Genomic DNA, 14,686 nt, shown 5'->3' on the forward strand with positions numbered 1-14,686 from the left:
GGCTGCCGGTCAGGGGCGGTGGGGTCCGCGGTAGGGCAGGGTCTGGCTGTAGACGACGCTCGTGGTCGTGCTGCCGAAGCCGGCGAGTTCGTCCATGAGCGTCTCCAGGTGCTCCATGGAGGTCGCGGCCAATTTGAGGGTGTAGCAGTCGTCGCCGGTCGTGCGCAGGCACTCCAGGATCTCCCGCCGCTCGGCGAGCAGGCGGCGCAAGGGCTGGTGGCGGTTGCCCGGGTACTTCAGGCGGACGACGGCGAGGACGGGGTAGCCGACCTTCGTCAGGTCGACCTGGGCGTGGTAGCCGGTGATGACTCCCAGCGCCTCCAGGTTCCGCACGCGTTCCGTGGTGGCCGAGGGGCCGAGGTTGACGCGCCGCCCCAGCTCGCTGAGGGAGAGGCGGGCCTCCCGTTGCAGCTGTTCGATGATCGCCCAGTCGACGTCGTCCAGATTCGCGGTCATCACGCGAAACTACCAGCAATTCCACGGAAGAACGCCGTCGGCACCGGGAAGTGGCTCTTCATGGTGTTGTGATCGCCGGGATAGCCTCGGGCCATGCAACTCGGCGTCAACGTACCGAATTTCGGTCCCGGGACCGATCCCGGAGTCCTCCGCGAATGGGCACGGATCACCGAGGGACTCGGCTTCGGGATCCTCATGGTGTCGGACCACGTGGCCGTCACCCCTGACGTGGCGGACCGCTACCCGGAGCCGTTCTACGAGCCGTTCACCACGCTGTCCTGGCTGGCCGGCCTCACCACCGGCCTACGGCTGGGCACGACCGTCCTCGTCCTGCCCTACCGGCACCCGATGCTGGTGGCCCGGATGGCCGCCAACCTCCACGACCTCAGCGGCGGCCGATTCGTCCTCGGAGTGGGAGTCGGATGGGCCCGGCAGGAGTTCGACGCGCTCGGTGTGCCGTTCGGCGCCCGCGGCCGGCTGACCGACCAGTACCTGGCCACGCTCCGGGAGACCTGGCACGCGCCGCCCCGGGGCGGCGACGACACCGCCCCGATCCCGGTCTGGATCGGCGGCCACAGCGAGGCGGCCCTCCGCCGCGCCGTCCGGTTCGGCGACGCCTGGCATCCGCTGCGGCTGTCCCTCCCGCAGATGCGCGCGGTCCTGCGGAGCCACGCGCTGCCGGCGTTCGCGCCCCGCATCGCCCTGCGGCTGACCGGCACACCGGTCGACGCACCGGACCGCCCCGCCGGCGTCGGCACCCTGGAGCAGATCCTCGACGATCTCGACCAGCTCCGTCGGCTGGGCGCGGACACCGTCGTACTCGACCCCTACCACGGAGACCCTGAGGAGACCCGCCGTCCCGACGCGGCATGGCAGGCCCTCACCACCGTCGCCACGCACTGGAGAGACCGATCGTGATCACCGAAGCCGACGAGACCCTGCTGCGGCGCGCCCTCGCGATCGCCGCCCACGCCGTCGCCCTCGGCGACGCGCCGTACGGTTCGCTGCTGGCGGGACCGGACGGCACGGTCCTCGCGGAAGCGCACAACACGGTCCGGCGGGACGACGACATCACGGCACATCCGGAGCTGAAGCTCGCCCGCTGGGCGGCCCGCGAACTCGATCCGGACACGGCGGCCCGCACCACCCTGTACACCAGCTGCCAGCCGTGCGGCATGTGCGACGGCGGCATCGTCCGTTCCGGCATCGGCCGGGTCGTCTACGCCCTCTCCACCGAGCAGCTCGTCGCCCTCAACCCGCCGTCGGGGGCCTGGCCGACGGTGCCGCAGGAGGGCCCCGCCCTCCCCGACGAGGCACGCGCCCCCGTGGAGGCCTACTACCGGCCGGGCCGGTGACACGGCGCGAGGGCCCCCGCACCTCGGTGGGCGCGGGGGCCGTGGTTCACGGCGCGGGGCCGGCCGTGCGGGCGGGCCTCGCGGTGCTCAGTCTCAGTGCCAGTACTTCATGGCCGTACCTCCTCCCCCGGTGAAGGGCGGGCAGTCACCTCGGCCTCATCGGGCTCAGTGCCAGTACTTCATGGCCGTACCTCCTCCCCCGTGGCGGGGCGCAGCGTCACCTCGAAGCGGTCGAGTCCGCGCAGGGTGAGGTTGCGCCGGTGGCGTGGTTCCGCGACCGCCCGTGCGCCGGGGTGGTCCGTGGCGAGGGTCCCGAGGACCGATCCGGCGAGCCGGATCGCCATGGACGCGCCCAGGCAGGCGTGGGCCCCGCGGCCGAACCCGAGGTGCGGGTTGGGCGCGCGGTCGAGTCGCAGCTCGGTGGGGTGGGCGAAGCGGAGCGGGTCGCGGTTGGCCGCGCCGAGGAGCAGGGTCACCGGGTCGCCCGCCTTGACGGTGACGCCGCCGATCTCGGTGTCGGTGACGCAGACCCGGGCGTCGGCCTGGACGGGTGCGTCGTAGCGGACGAGTTCGTCCACGCCGGTGGCCGGTCCCGCGGTGCGGAAGGCGGCGAGGGCGCCGGGTGTGGTGAGCAGGGCCGCGGCGGCGTTGCCGAGGAGGCGGGAGGCCGACTCGTATCCCGCGTGGAGGACGGCGCGCAGGCTGTTGCGCAGGACGGCCGGGTCGACGCCGCTGGCGTCGGCGTGCGCGGCGACGTAGGCGATGAGGCCGTCCTCGGGCGGGTCGGCGAGCCAGCCGCCGGCGTACTCGGCGAGTTCGGCGCGGGCGGCGACGGCCGGTTCGTGCTTCTCGGGCCACAGGCCGGCGTCCATGCCGTCGACGACGGTGCGGGACATGGGCACGAACCAGGCCAGGTCGGGTGCGGGCACGCCGAGGAAGGCGGTGACGAAGCGGAGCGCCAGCGGTTCGGCGAGTTCGCCGACGAGGTCGAAGGAGGGGCGCCGGGACAGCTCGGCGAGGAGTTCGCGGACCTGGTGGTCGAGCCGCTCGTGCAGGGCGTGGCGGTCCTGGGCGCGGAAGCCGTCGAGCAGCAGGTGGCGGATGGCGGTGTGCTCGGGCGGGTCGAGGGTCTGGACGCTCAGGAGCGGTGCGGGGATGTCCTCGCCGGCGCGGCGCCAGTCGGAGGCGAAGCGGGTGCTGTCGGTGAGGACGGCGAGGCAGTCGGCGTGGCGGGTGAGGACCCAGGAGCCGAGGAGTTCGTGCCAGAACACGGGGGTGGTTTCGCGCAGTCGGGCATATGCCGGGTACGGGTTCCCGAGTACCCCGGGGCGGGCCAGTCCGCGTATCGGATCGGCGTCCACCGTCTGGTCGACCTGTGCCACGAAACGTCTCCCCCTGCGCAGTAAGGCCTGGTTGAGGCCGTAAATGCTGTCGGTTGAGCTGTGCGGGACAAACGTTTCACCGGTGGGCGACGCCGTTCCGCGGACAATCCTCCGTGCTGATCGCCGGTGACGCTACCACGCAACTTCCGTGGCTGGTATGACTACCTGCCACAGATCTTTCTCATGATCACGGGGAGTGACGGATGTCGGATCAGAGCCGGACCATCGTTCACGACGTGCCGCTGAATGTCGCCCAACAGCCCGATCCCTACCCGCTGTTCGAACGGATCCGGGAGCACGGTGTCGTGCAGCGGGTCCGGCTGAATCCCACCCTTGAAGTGTGGATGGTCACCGGCTACGACGAGGCCGTGGCCGCACTGACCGACCCGCGGCTCAGCAGCAGCCCGGCCGGGGTCAACGGCCTCGCCGAGGAGATGGCCCACCAGGAGCGCACCAACGTGCTGATGGCCAGCATGCTGGTGGCGGACGGCTCGGACCACACCCGGCTGCGCAACCTGGTGTCCAGGGCGTTCACGGCCCGCCGGATCGAGGAGCTGACGCCCCGGATCCAGGCGCTCACCGACGCCCACCTCGACGCCTTCGCCGGACGCGGAACGGCCGATCTGGTGGCCGAGTTCGCCCTGCCGCTGCCGATGGCCGTGCTCAGCGAGCTGATCGGCATACCCGCCGAGGGGCAGCCGGACTTCGCCCGGCTCGCGGTGGGCCTGATCATGCCGCCGAACACCCCGGAGCGACTGGCGAAGGGAGCCAGGGCGCGCGCCGAACTCACCGAGTTCTACGAGCCGTTGATCGCCGCGCGGAAGAAGGAGCCGCGCGACGACCTGCTGAGCGCGCTGTGCGCCGCCCAGGCCGAGGAGCGGATCAGCGACCGCGAACTGACCGCCATGGCCATCCTGTTGACGCTCGCCGGACACGAGACCACGGCGAGCCTGATCGCCAACGGCGTCCACGCGCTGCTGCGCCACCCCGAGCAGTTCGCGGCGCTCCGCGACGACCCGGGCCTGCTGCCCGGCGCGATCGAGGAACTGCTGCGCTACGAGGGTCCGGTGAGTCGCGGCGTCGCCCGCTTCACGGTCGACGACTACGAGATCGGCGGCGTCTCCATCCCGGCCGGCGAGATGATCATCATCGGGCTCGCCGCCGCCAACCGCGACCCGGCCCGCTTCGACCGGCCCGACATCCTCGACGTGGCCCGACGCGAGATGCCGCAACAGCTCGCTTTCGGCCACGGCGTTCACTTCTGTCTCGGTGCGCCGCTGGCCCGCGCCGAAGCCAGGATCGCCCTCGGCACCCTGCTGCGGCGCTTCCCCGACCTGCGGCTCACCGACCCGGACGAGGACCTGACCCGGCGCGAGGGCATCCTGCGCGGCATGGCGACGCTGCCGGTCAGCTTCAGCCCTGTGCCGACGAGCGGGCAGGCGTGAGCGGGGCACCGGCCGCGGGCGGCACCGCCGCGTTCGACGCCATCGCGCCCGACTACGACGCCTCCCGCGGCGGCACCGCCCGGGCGGCCGGCTTCGCCGACCAGCTGGCCCCGCTGCTCGACCCGGCCGCCGCGGTCCTCGACATCGGCGTCGGCACCGGCATCGTGGCGGCCGAGCTCACCGCGCGCGGCCACCGGGTGTTCGGGGTCGACCTGTCCCCCGGGATGCTGGCACGGGCCCGCGAACGGCTCGGCGCCCGGGTGGCGGTGGGCGACGCGGGCCGGCTGCCGGTCCGCACGGCGTCGGTGACGCAGGCGGTGTCCACCTGGCTGCTGCACGCGGGACCCGACCCGCGCGCGGTGTTCGCCGAGGTGGCGCGGGTGCTGCGGCCCGGCGGCCGCTATCTGGTGATACCGGCCCGTGGCATGCGCCCCACGGACGACATCGGCCGGATCGTGGGCGAGCTCGAGGACCGCCTGGATCCCGGGGGCACCCGCCAGGACGCTCCCGGACTGCTCGAACCGATCGCCGCCGCGCACGGGCTGCGCTACGAGGGCAGGGCGAGCGAACGTCCCGCCGTCTTCCGCGTGTCACCGGACCAGATGGCCCGCTCGATCGGGGGCGGCCGGCTCTTCACCGGCGCCTGGCAGGTCCGTGAGGAGGACCTGGACCTGGTGGCGGAGGCCTGCGCACGGCTGCGCGCCCTGCCGGACCCGGAGCTGCCCCGGGTGCGGGAGATGGCGGACTTCGTGATGGTCTTCCGGCGCGTGGACTGAAGCGGACCGCACGGAGACGGAGGGCGGCGTTCCCGCGGCGGGCTCACGGAGCCGGAGGACGGCGTTCCCGCAGCGGGCCGCACGCAACCGGGGACGGCGCTCCCGTAGCGGGCTCGCCGTCCCCGCCGCCGCCTACCGCCCGTACCGGAGAGCCGCCGCGTAGGCCTCGTCCGGGTCGAGGCGGCGCAGTTCCTCGGCGATGAGCTCGGCCGTGGTGCGGACCTTGAGGGCCATCACGCGCGTCGGCTGGCCCGGGATGGACAGATGGGCCACCGGGCCGTCGGGGCGGTCGATGCGGATCTCGCCGTCGGGCGTGCCCATCCGGACGGCCGTGACGACGGGCCCGTCGGTGACGACCCGCTCCACGGGGACGTCGAGACGGTCGCCGAACCAGCGGGCGAGGAGTTCCGCGCTGGGGTTCTCCGCCTCGCTCTCGACGGCGGCCGAGGTCACCGTCGTCCTGGCCTGGTCGAGCGCGGCGGCCAGCAGGGAGCGCCAGGGCGTGAGCCGGGTCCAGGCGAGGTCGGTGTCGCCCGGCGCGTACGAGGCGGCGCGGGCCGCGAGCGCGCCGATCGGGTCCTCGACGGCGTACGTGTCGGTGATCCGGCGCTGCGCGAGCGCGCCCAGCGGGTCCTTGGAGGGGACCTCGGGTGCGTCGACCGGCCACCAGACGACGACGGGCGCGTCCGGCAGGAGCAGTGGCAGGACGACGGAGTCGGCGCGGCGCGCCACTTCTCCGTGCATCCTGAGCAGCACCGTCTCGCCGGCTCCGGCGTCGGTGCCGACCCGGACCTCGGCGTCGAGCCGGGGCTCGTTGCGGGCGCGGGGGGAACGGGCGTGCCGCTTGATGACGACGAGGGTGCGCGAAGGATGCTCGCGCGCGGCCTCGTTGGCGGCCTTCACCGAGTCGTACGCGTGCTCCTCGTCGGTGACGATCACCAGCGTGAGGACCATCCCGACGGCGGGCGTACCGACGGCGCGGCGGGCCTCCAGGATCGCCTTGTTGATCTTGCTGGAGTTGGTGTCCGTGAGATCGATCTTCATGACCGGCACCGGTCCCTTCCGTCGCGTCCCTCGCGCTCGTCGCGTCCCTCGCGTGCCTCGCGTACCCGCATGCGCGGTTCCCCCTGCTCTCCCCGTAGCGCCGGATCGGCTCCGGATCTTCCCGCACAGTATTCAGGTGTCGGGCTCCTCAGGACCCGTCGCCGACCGAGAGCACCAGCTTGCCCCTCGTGTGCCCTTCGCTGTTGAGGCGCCAGGCCTCCGCGGCATCCGGCAGCGGCAGCACCTTCTCGACGAAGACGGTGAGCCGGCCCTCGTCGGCGAGCGCCGCGAGCGTCGTGAGGCCGGCGCCGTCGGGCCGCACCCAGACGTAGTGGCCGCCGAGGGCCGCGGCCCGGTGGTCGGTGACGGAGGCGAGCCGGTCCGGGGAACGCAGCAGGTCGAGGGAGACGTCGACGGACTCGCCGCCGACGAAGTCGAGCGCGGCGTCGACGCCGTCGGGGGCCAGGGCCCGGACCCGGTCGGCGAGGCCCGGGCCGTACGCGACGGGGTCGGCGCCGAGACCGCGCAGGAAGTCGTGGTTGGCGGGGCTCGCGGTGCCGATGACCCGGGCGCCGCGGGCGGTCAGGATCTGGACGGCGAGCGAACCCACGCCACCGGCCGCCGCGTGCACCAGGACGGTGTCCCCGGCGCCCGCCCCGACCCGGTCGGCGGACTGCAGGGCGGTGAGCCCGGCGAGCGGGAGGCCCGCGGCCTGGGCCCAGCTGAGCGCGCGGGGCTTGCGGGCGAGCATGCGGACCTGGGCGGCGACCTGCTCCGCGTAACCCCCGTGCTCGGCGCTGTCCTTGCGGATGTAGCCGATGACCTCGTCGCCGGGGGCGAACTCGGTGGAGTCGAGCCCGTTGCGCTCGACCACACCGGCGATGTCCCAGCCGGGGATCATCGGGAAGTGGGACACCATGATGGGGTCGAGGCCGCCCGCGGCGAGCTTCCAGTCCACCGGGTTGACGCCGGCAGCCGCGACGCGCACCAGGACCTCGCCGGGGGCGACCTTGGGATCGGGAAGCTCCATCAGGGTGAGGGCGTCGGCGCCCCCGTACTCCGGCATGGCCATGGCCTTCACGGTGTCAGCTCTCCCTCTCGCGGGCGCTGGTGTGCTCCGGCTCGGGCTCGTCGTCGGGTTCGGCCCGGCCGGAGTCCTCGGCGGAGGAGTCGTCGGGCTGCGGGGAGGCGATGGCCTCGGCACGGCGGCCGACGACGGCCGCGGCGGCGAGCGCCGTGCCGAGGAAGGCGGTGGCGACCACCCAGGGCCGGTCGAGGACGTGTCCGGTGGCGTGGTCGAGCGAGAGCCGCCCGGCACCGGTGACCCCGATGGCGGCCGCGGTGAAGCCGAGGAAGGCGGGGTACTCGTAGCCACCGCTCATGGCGAAGAAGCCGGACGGGGCGTGTACGGAGACCGCGCCGGCCATGGCCCCCGCGGCGGCGGCACCGGCCGCGGGCGTCGCGAGGCCGAGGGCGAGCAGCGCGCCGCCGCCCGCCTCGCCCAGGCCGGCGGCGACGGCGCTCTGCCGGCCGGGGCGGAAGCCCATGGCCTCCATCGCCTTGGTGGTGCCCTCGATCCCGCCTCCGCCGAACCAGCCGAAGAGCTTCTGCGCGCCGTGCGCGACGAGCACGGCACCGGTGCCGACCCGGAGGACGAGCAACCCGAGGTCGCGTCGGTTGAATGCGGTCATGTTGGTCTCCCGTTGCGGATACGGGTGCGGCGGGTGCGCGCGCCCTGCACAGTCGCTCTCCACTCTGCGCCGGACCACGGCTCCGTCGGATGCGCTGATCGTCCATACAGGTCATCTTTTGCGGCGTTCGTCCCGTACTGCTTGAGTGAGAGCGCCGTGGTCGACCCGGAGACGGGCCGCCGGGCGCCCTCGTCCGAGGGCGCGACAAGAGGAGTGGAGCAAGACCATGTCGCAGACTCATGACCGGCCGGCGCGGGAGGACGTGCCGGCCGGACCGCTCGGCCTGCTGGCCGGCGTGGCCTGGCAGGCGCTGCTGATCGCCGGTGTCGTCTCCCTGGTCCTGGGCGTGCTCGTGCTGGTGTGGCCGAAGGCCACGCTGACCATCGTCGGCGTGCTCTTCGGTCTGTATCTGGTGGTCAGCGGCGCGCTGCAACTGGTCACCGCCTTCGGCACGCACGTGCGGACCTCGCTGCGGGTGATGGCGTTCATCAGCGGCTCGCTGGGAATCCTGCTCGGCCTGTTCTGCTTCCGGGGTGCGACGCAGTCGATCCTGCTGCTCGCGCTGTGGATCGGCATCGGCTGGCTGTTCCGCGGGATCACCCAGATCGTGGCGGCCGCCTCGGACCCGGACATGCCGGCCCGCGGCTGGCAGATCGCTCTGGGTGTCATCAGCGCGCTGGCCGGTGTGGTGCTGATCGAGTCGCCGCTGGAGTCGGTGCGGGTGCTCACCGTGCTCGGCGGCATCTGGCTGCTCGTCGTGGGCGTGGCGGAGATCGTGACGGCCTTCACCGTCCGCTCGCGCGCCAAGCGGATCCCGGCCGGCGTCTGAGACCGGACCGGGCGGTGGAACCGCGCACGCCCGCGCCCGGCCGGGGAACGCGCAAGCCCGCGCCCGGCCGGCGTGCCCTGTCCGACTGGTCGCGCCTCCACGACCCGCCGACCACGGCCTTCTGACCCTGCGCTACATTTTGCCGGTCCTTGACCGCGATCATTCACGATCACTTCCTTCCGGAGCCGGCATCCCATGAGCGACATCGTCAACGGTCTCGGCCGGACCACCGCGTACGGCGCCCTCGGCGTCGTCCTGCTGATCCTCGGCATCGTCCTCGTCGACATCCTGACGCCCGGCAAGCTCGGCCGGCAGATCTGGGAGGACCGCAACCGCAACGCGTCGATCCTGCTCAGCTCCGCGCTGCTCGGCATAGGCGGCATCGTGTTCACGGCGATCTGGACGACCTACGACGACTTCGCCAAGGGCCTGCTGTCCACCGCCGCGTTCGGTCTGCTGGGCCTCGTGCTGATGGCCGTCGCCTTCCTGGTCGTCGACCTCGTCACGCCCGGCAAGCTGGGTGCGACCCTGGTCGACCCGGAGCCGCACCCGGCGGTGTGGGTGACGGCCTCCTGCAACCTGGCCGTGGCAGCGATCGTCTCCGCCTCGATCGCCTGACGCACGCCGACCGGACACTCCCCTGCCCCCTTCAGGGGCTGTCCAGCCACCCTGTTCCGTCGGAAGCCCTCTAGGGGGTGCCCGCCGGCTCGACCTCCAGGAAGCGGTGCCGGCGCGGGCCCCGGTAGAGGAGCGCGTCCCAGCCGAACCGCTCCAGGGCCGCCGCGCAGGCGCCGAGGGCGGCTTCCTCCTCCTGGGCGGCACCGGATCCCGGCGGGCCGAGCCATTCCACGACGGCGGTGCCGGGGCGGTCGCCCGGTGTCACGCGATAGCCGGTGGCGACGCGGGTGCCGGAGGCGTCCAGGGCCGAGGGCGGCTGCCCGGCCGCCTCCAGGACCAGCGCCACCGCCCGCACCGGCTGCCGGCGCTCCCACTCGGCGGGCCGGGCGGCCGGGTCCTCGCCCTGACGGCCGGTCACGCGCCGGATCTGGCGCAGGCCCTCGACCGCCGCCCGCACCTCGCGCGAGCGCTGCTCCGCGTCGGATCCGGGCAGCGGCGGCCCGTCCCCGGTGGCCGCCTCGAACCCGCCGCTCACAGCAGCCGCCGGATGTCGCCGCGGACCCGGTAGAAGCCGCCGGACGCCGGGTGCAGGGCATCGACGACATAGCGGGCGCCCGGCTGCCGGATGGCGCGCGGGAACTGCACGTTCCACCCGGGCTCGTAGCCTTCGGTCACCACGTGGACCCGCATCCGGCCGCCTTCCTGGACGCATTCCACGACCACCGACCCGGCCGGCACGGTGCTGACCGCGTCGACGGCGGCGACCGTGGTCGCCGGGGCGTACGTGGGCAGGGCCGCGGCGAGCTTGACGTCCTGGGCGACCGGGACGGTGCCCTGCTGGGCGGCGGCGATGGCCGCCTCGCTCGCGTCCACGCACAGCAGCGAGCCGTCCGTGGTCACCAGGTACAGGCGCTCGTCGCGGTACTGCATGGAGAGCGCCGAACCGCCGCCGGTGCCCAGCTTCCACAGCCGGGTGCCGTCCTCGGCGAAGCAGTAGACCGACGAGGCACTGTCGCCCGCGAACACGAAGCGGCCGCCGGGCGAGGTGGCGCACGAGTACACCACGCTGTCGCAGGCGTACACCGCCTCCGTCCTGCCGTCCTTCTTGGCGAGGCGGTGCACCTTGCGGCGGCCGGTGCCCGCGTAGACCGCGGTGTCCTCCTGCCAGCCGAACAGGACGCCGCCCTCGGTGGCGGTGTGCCAGAGCTCCTGCCCGCCGTCGGGCGTGTGGGCGGTGACGCCCCGGCTGTCGCCGTAGTACACGGCGTCGGCGTCCGCGCGCACCATCCAGGCGTGTTCGCCGCGGCCGCCCCGCGACCACTGGTGCTCGTCCTCGTGGTCGATGACGGTGAGCCGGCCCGAGCGGTCGGCGACGTTGAGCACGCCCTCGTGGATGTCGAGCCAGAAGATGTCGACGTCGGCGGCGATGTCGTAGGCGGCGAAGGGCAGCTTGGACGACAGGTCGTACACCCGGCCGTCGTCGCAGCCCGCGTAGATCCAGAAGTCGTCGGCGACCAGGCACTTGACGCCGTCGGGCAGGCTGAAACGGGCCAGGACCTCGCCGGTGTGGCCGAGGGTGAAGACCTCGCCCGCCTGGTTGCCGACCCAGCAGCGCTCGTCGTCGACGTGGATGCCGAAGGCCGCGGAACCGGTGCGGAAGCGCCACAGGACGGGCGCGACGGCGCGGGCGGTGGACGGCGCGGAGGTGACGGCGCGCCGGGTGACCGAGCGCGGCGCGCGCTGACCCTGGACCGCCGGCGCGTATCCCTTGCGGACCTTCTCCCCTATCTTCTTCGCCGCCGCGGCCTGGGCCTTCTCGGTCGTCGGGAAGGTCGAGGTCTGCGTCTGTCCGGCCGCGCCGATCCGTCCGTAACGGACCGACACCACCGTGCCGTCCACCGTCACTTCGTAGAACTTGTGCGCGCCGCCGCCGTCCTGCGACAGCTCCAGATAGGTCTTCGTCGTCATGTCCTGAACGGTAGGGGGAGGCACTGACAACGGGCCGCCGCCGAGTCGGCGCCGGAGGAGCGCCGGAGGACCAAAGTCCGTCCGGTTCAGGACTTTCGTCGCGGCATTCCGGACATTAACCCCTGTGACGATGGTTTCTGAAGATCATCCGACACGTCGTCACCTCGTCGCCTCGTCGAGTGACGGCCGGAAGGGCCTGATGACCGAGCAACAGAAGCGGCCCCTGCCCGTGCGCGTGCGCTTCCACGCCGACGGCATACCGATGGACGACCTGTTCCGCGCCGACCCGACGCCCGCGACGGCACCCACGGCGTCGCCCACGACGACGTCCCTGACGGCGGACCTGACGGTGGACCCGACGGCGGACCTGGCGGCGGACCTGGCGGCGGTCCTCCCGGCGGTGCCCCGGCCGGCCCGGCCCGGGTCCTCCTCCGAGCGGCCGGAGTCCCGGCAGCGGACCGCCGACGCGCGTGAACTGCCGCACCGTCCGCCGCCCGACGAGCCCGAGCTCGTCGAGCGCAACGGCCCCGCGCTGCCCGGCTGGTGCGCCGTCCTCGTCGGTCTGACGGCGCTCGGCGCCGCGGCCGCGCTGCTGTGGCGGGCCCGGCCGCTGCGCACGGTCCAGCTGCTGCCGTGGGAGTGGGCCGCGCTCGGCGGCTGCGCGGTGGTCGCCGTGCTGGCCTTCGGCGGGCTCACCCGTGGCCGTACCGGCTCCGCGTGGGTGCTCTCGCTGTTCGGCCGCTACCGGGGCAGCGTGCGGCGCACCGGACTGGTCTGGATCAGCCCGTTCGTGCTGCGCCGCCGGATCGACGTACGGCTGCGGCACTGGCGCAGCGAGCCGATCGCCGTGGTCGACGCGGAGGGCGCGGCACTGCGCGTGGTGGTGCTCGTCGTGTGGTCGGTACGCGACACGGCCCGGGCCCTGCTCTCCGTGGACGACCACCTGGACTACCTGCGCGAGCAGGTGGAGGCGGCTGCCGCGCGCGTCCTGTCCCAGCTGCCGGCCGACGCCTTCCGTGGCGACGGGCCGACGCTGCGCGACGCGGAGGCGGTGGGCGCACGGCTGACCCGGCTGCTCGCCGCGGAGTGCCGGCCGGTCGGCATCGCGGTCTTCTCGGCGCAGCCGACCCGCATCGAGTACGCGCCCGAGGTGGCGGCGGCGATGCGGCGGCGGCAGATCGCGGCGCTCGACGCCAGGCACCGCGACTCCGTGCTGACGAGCGTGATCGACGCCGTGGACGACACGGTGACGCGGCTGACGACCCGCGGGCTCGTCGACCTCGACGACTTCGAACGCCAGGCCCTGGTCAAGGATCTGACCGTGGCCTTCTACACCCGGCGGGGCGGACTGCCCGACCAGGGACAGGAATGAGAGGAAGGACGCGCGTGCACGTGCGGGACGACGACACCCTGGAGCTGCGGATTCCCGGGTTCACGGACGAGATGCCCGAAGGCGGCTGCGACTGCGCGGGCTGCGCGGCGGCCCGGAGCGCCGCGCGTGCCGAGCGCGGCGGCGGTCCCGCGGCGCTGCGCGGGGTGCGCTGCGCCGTCGTGGCGACGCTCGGCGCGGTGGCGCTCGCGGGCACCGGCGCGGGCCCTGCCTCGGCCGAACCGGCCCCCTCGCACGCGGGCTGGGACGGCTCGCGGTACTGGTACAAGAACGCGGCCGGGGCGTGGCGTTGGACGAGCCACTACGACACGTACCTGCGGAACGGCGGGGGTACGGCCCCGAAGGCGAAGCCGTCCCGCGCGGGGCAGCCGCGCGCCGGCGGGGAGCCGGTCTTCCGTGGGCGGCAGGGCTGGGACGCCCGAGACCGCGTCTACTGGTTCAGGAGCGGCGGCCACTGGTACTGGACCAGCCACCGGTGGAAGTACGAGCAGCGGACGGGCGCGAAGGCCGGTGACCAGGGCTCCACGGCCGGCTCCGGCGCCTCGGGCGGGTCCCGGGGCGGCTCCTCGGGCGGGGCCGTGCGCGGCTGGACGGTGCCGGTCTCGTCGTACGTCTTCACCGGCTTCTACGGCCAGCACGGCTCCTGGTCGAAGGGCTATCACACCGGGCAGGACTTCGCGGTGCCGTCCGGCACCACGGTCCGCGCGGTCGGACCCGGGCGGGTCGTCCACGCGGGCTACGACCGGAGTTACGGCAACGAGGTGGTGATCCGGCACGCGGACGGCCGCTACACCCAGTACGCCCACCTCTCGCGCATCGACGTCTCGGTGGGCCGGAGCGTCTCGGGCGGGCAGCGCATCGGCCGCTCCGGCGCGACGGGCCGGGTGACGGGCCCGCACCTGCACTTCGAGGTGCGGACCACGCCGTACTTCGGCTCGGACGTCAGCCCGCTGGCGTACCTGCGGGGGCACGGAGTGCGGGTCTAGACACCCCCTAGTTCAGGCGCCCGCGGGGACGGGGTTCTCCTTGATGGTGATCCGGCCCTTGCGGAGGGTCGCGAGGCGCGGGGCGCGGCGGGCGATGGCGCTGTCGTGGGTGACCATCACGAAGGTCAGACCGTGCTCCTTCCAGAGCCCTTCGAGCAGGTCCACGATCTCGTCGCGCATCGACTCGTCGAGGTTGCCGGTGGGTTCGTCGGCGAGCAGCACCTTGGGCTGCTTGACCAGGGCCCGGGCGATGGCGACGCGCTGCTGCTGGCCGCCGGACAGCTCCGAGGGCAGATGGCCGGCACGCTCGCCGAGGCCGACGGACTCCAGGGCCTCGGCGGCGCGGCGACGGCGCTCGGACGCGCGGACGCCGAGCGGGACCAGCGCGGTCTCCACGTTCTCCTGGGCGGTGAGCGTGGGGATCAGGTTGAAGCTCTGGAAGACGAAGCCGATGAGCCGGCTGCGCAGGTCCGTGAGGCGGCGTTCGGAGATCGTCGCCAGGTCGGTGCCGTCCAGCAGGACGCTGCCCGAGCTGGGCCGGTCGAGGCCGCCGAGCATCTGCAGCAGCGTGGACTTGCCGCCGCCGGTGGGGCCCTGGATGACCAGCCGGTCGCCCTCCCGGACGGTCAGGTCGATGCCGTCGAGGGCGTCGACCCTCTCCTGGCCGCGCCGGTACTGCTTGGTCACGCCGGTGAGTTCGTACATGGTTCCAACTCCTGTGGTACGGGGTGGGGTCGGGCGGGCGG

General features: G+C 73.5%; 16 protein-coding genes. 8 read left to right on the plus strand and 8 right to left on the minus strand.

Annotation, left to right across the window (positions count from 1 at the left end):
- Window positions 1-9: 9 nt before the first annotated feature.
- The gene (locus ACFWJO_RS17685; RefSeq protein ID WP_386866038.1) at window positions 10-456 is read right to left on the minus strand and encodes an Lrp/AsnC family transcriptional regulator; all 447 of its coding nucleotides are present in this window, start codon (window positions 454-456) and stop codon (window positions 10-12) included.
- 93 nt (window positions 457-549) lie between these two features.
- Between ACFWJO_RS17685 and ACFWJO_RS17690 the strand changes: the two genes are divergently transcribed.
- Together ACFWJO_RS17690 and ACFWJO_RS17695 are read left to right on the plus strand one after the other, a co-directional pair.
- On the plus strand, window positions 550-1,374 hold the full coding sequence (locus ACFWJO_RS17690) for an LLM class flavin-dependent oxidoreductase (RefSeq protein WP_386866040.1): 825 nt from the start codon (window positions 550-552) through the stop codon (window positions 1,372-1,374).
- Window positions 1,371-1,811, plus strand: coding sequence for a nucleoside deaminase (locus ACFWJO_RS17695; protein WP_386866042.1), 441 nt, complete (start codon window positions 1,371-1,373; stop codon window positions 1,809-1,811). The genes ACFWJO_RS17690 and ACFWJO_RS17695 overlap by 4 nt, the downstream gene beginning before the upstream one ends.
- Before the next feature lie 179 nt (window positions 1,812-1,990).
- Here ACFWJO_RS17695 and ACFWJO_RS17700 read toward each other — a convergent pair whose 3' ends face one another.
- On the minus strand, window positions 1,991-3,193 hold the full coding sequence (locus tag ACFWJO_RS17700) for a cytochrome P450 (protein WP_386866044.1): 1,203 nt from the start codon (window positions 3,191-3,193) through the stop codon (window positions 1,991-1,993).
- 203 nt (window positions 3,194-3,396) lie between these two features.
- Between ACFWJO_RS17700 and ACFWJO_RS17705 the strand changes: the two genes are divergently transcribed.
- Both ACFWJO_RS17705 and ACFWJO_RS17710 read left to right on the plus strand, forming a co-directional pair.
- Window positions 3,397-4,638 carry a cytochrome P450 gene (locus ACFWJO_RS17705; RefSeq protein ID WP_386866046.1) on the plus strand — a complete coding sequence of 414 codons (1,242 nt, stop codon included), beginning with the start codon at window positions 3,397-3,399 and terminating at the stop codon, window positions 4,636-4,638.
- Window positions 4,635-5,414 carry a class I SAM-dependent methyltransferase gene (locus tag ACFWJO_RS17710; RefSeq protein WP_386866048.1) on the plus strand — a complete coding sequence of 260 codons (780 nt, stop codon included), beginning with the start codon at window positions 4,635-4,637 and terminating at the stop codon, window positions 5,412-5,414. Before ACFWJO_RS17705 ends, ACFWJO_RS17710 begins: the two co-directional genes overlap by 4 nt.
- Window positions 5,415-5,546: 132 nt before the next feature.
- Here ACFWJO_RS17710 and opcA read toward each other — a convergent pair whose 3' ends face one another.
- The 3 genes from opcA to ACFWJO_RS17725 all read right to left on the minus strand — a co-directional run bounded on the left by opcA (window position 5,547) and on the right by ACFWJO_RS17725 (window position 8,149).
- A complete protein-coding gene (gene opcA / locus ACFWJO_RS17715) occupies window positions 5,547-6,458 on the minus strand; it encodes a glucose-6-phosphate dehydrogenase assembly protein OpcA (RefSeq protein WP_386866050.1) in 912 nt (303 codons plus the stop codon).
- 148 nt (window positions 6,459-6,606) lie between these two features.
- A complete protein-coding gene (locus ACFWJO_RS17720) occupies window positions 6,607-7,530 on the minus strand; it encodes an NADP-dependent oxidoreductase (protein ID WP_386866052.1) in 924 nt (307 codons plus the stop codon).
- Window positions 7,531-7,543: 13 nt separating this feature from the next.
- Window positions 7,544-8,149, minus strand: a complete 606-nt coding sequence (locus ACFWJO_RS17725) for a DoxX family protein (protein WP_386866054.1) — start codon at window positions 8,147-8,149, stop codon at window positions 7,544-7,546.
- Window positions 8,150-8,375: 226 nt separating this feature from the next.
- On the opposite strand from ACFWJO_RS17725, the gene ACFWJO_RS17730 reads away from it, so the two are divergent.
- A complete protein-coding gene (locus ACFWJO_RS17730) occupies window positions 8,376-8,978 on the plus strand; it encodes an HdeD family acid-resistance protein (RefSeq protein WP_386866055.1) in 603 nt (200 codons plus the stop codon).
- Window positions 8,979-9,173: 195 nt separating this feature from the next.
- Window positions 9,174-9,596 carry a DUF350 domain-containing protein gene (locus ACFWJO_RS17735; RefSeq protein ID WP_361575902.1) on the plus strand — a complete coding sequence of 141 codons (423 nt, stop codon included), beginning with the start codon at window positions 9,174-9,176 and terminating at the stop codon, window positions 9,594-9,596.
- Window positions 9,597-9,666: 70 nt separating this feature from the next.
- Here ACFWJO_RS17735 and ACFWJO_RS17740 read toward each other — a convergent pair whose 3' ends face one another.
- Together ACFWJO_RS17740 and ACFWJO_RS17745 are read right to left on the minus strand one after the other, a co-directional pair.
- A complete protein-coding gene (locus ACFWJO_RS17740; RefSeq protein WP_386866057.1) occupies window positions 9,667-10,131 on the minus strand; it encodes a hypothetical protein in 465 nt (154 codons plus the stop codon).
- A complete protein-coding gene (locus tag ACFWJO_RS17745; protein ID WP_386866059.1) occupies window positions 10,128-11,564 on the minus strand; it encodes a WGR domain-containing protein in 1,437 nt (478 codons plus the stop codon). Before ACFWJO_RS17745 ends, ACFWJO_RS17740 begins: the two co-directional genes overlap by 4 nt.
- A 199-nt stretch (window positions 11,565-11,763) precedes the next feature.
- On the opposite strand from ACFWJO_RS17745, the gene ACFWJO_RS17750 reads away from it, so the two are divergent.
- On the plus strand, window positions 11,764-12,936 hold the full coding sequence (locus tag ACFWJO_RS17750; RefSeq protein ID WP_386866061.1) for an SPFH domain-containing protein: 1,173 nt from the start codon (window positions 11,764-11,766) through the stop codon (window positions 12,934-12,936).
- Between the two features lie 14 nt (window positions 12,937-12,950).
- The gene (locus ACFWJO_RS17755) at window positions 12,951-13,940 is read left to right on the plus strand and encodes a M23 family metallopeptidase (RefSeq protein ID WP_386866063.1); all 990 of its coding nucleotides are present in this window, start codon (window positions 12,951-12,953) and stop codon (window positions 13,938-13,940) included.
- 12 nt (window positions 13,941-13,952) lie between these two features.
- On the opposite strand, the gene ACFWJO_RS17760 is transcribed toward ACFWJO_RS17755, so the two are convergent.
- Window positions 13,953-14,645 (minus strand): ABC transporter ATP-binding protein, encoded by a 693-nt coding sequence (locus ACFWJO_RS17760; RefSeq protein ID WP_386866065.1) that lies wholly within the window; start codon window positions 14,643-14,645, stop codon window positions 13,953-13,955.
- Window positions 14,646-14,686 lie beyond the last annotated feature (41 nt).

Source organism: Streptomyces sp. NPDC127092, assembly GCF_042722475.1.
Lineage (GTDB): Bacteria > Actinomycetota > Actinomycetes > Streptomycetales > Streptomycetaceae > Streptomyces.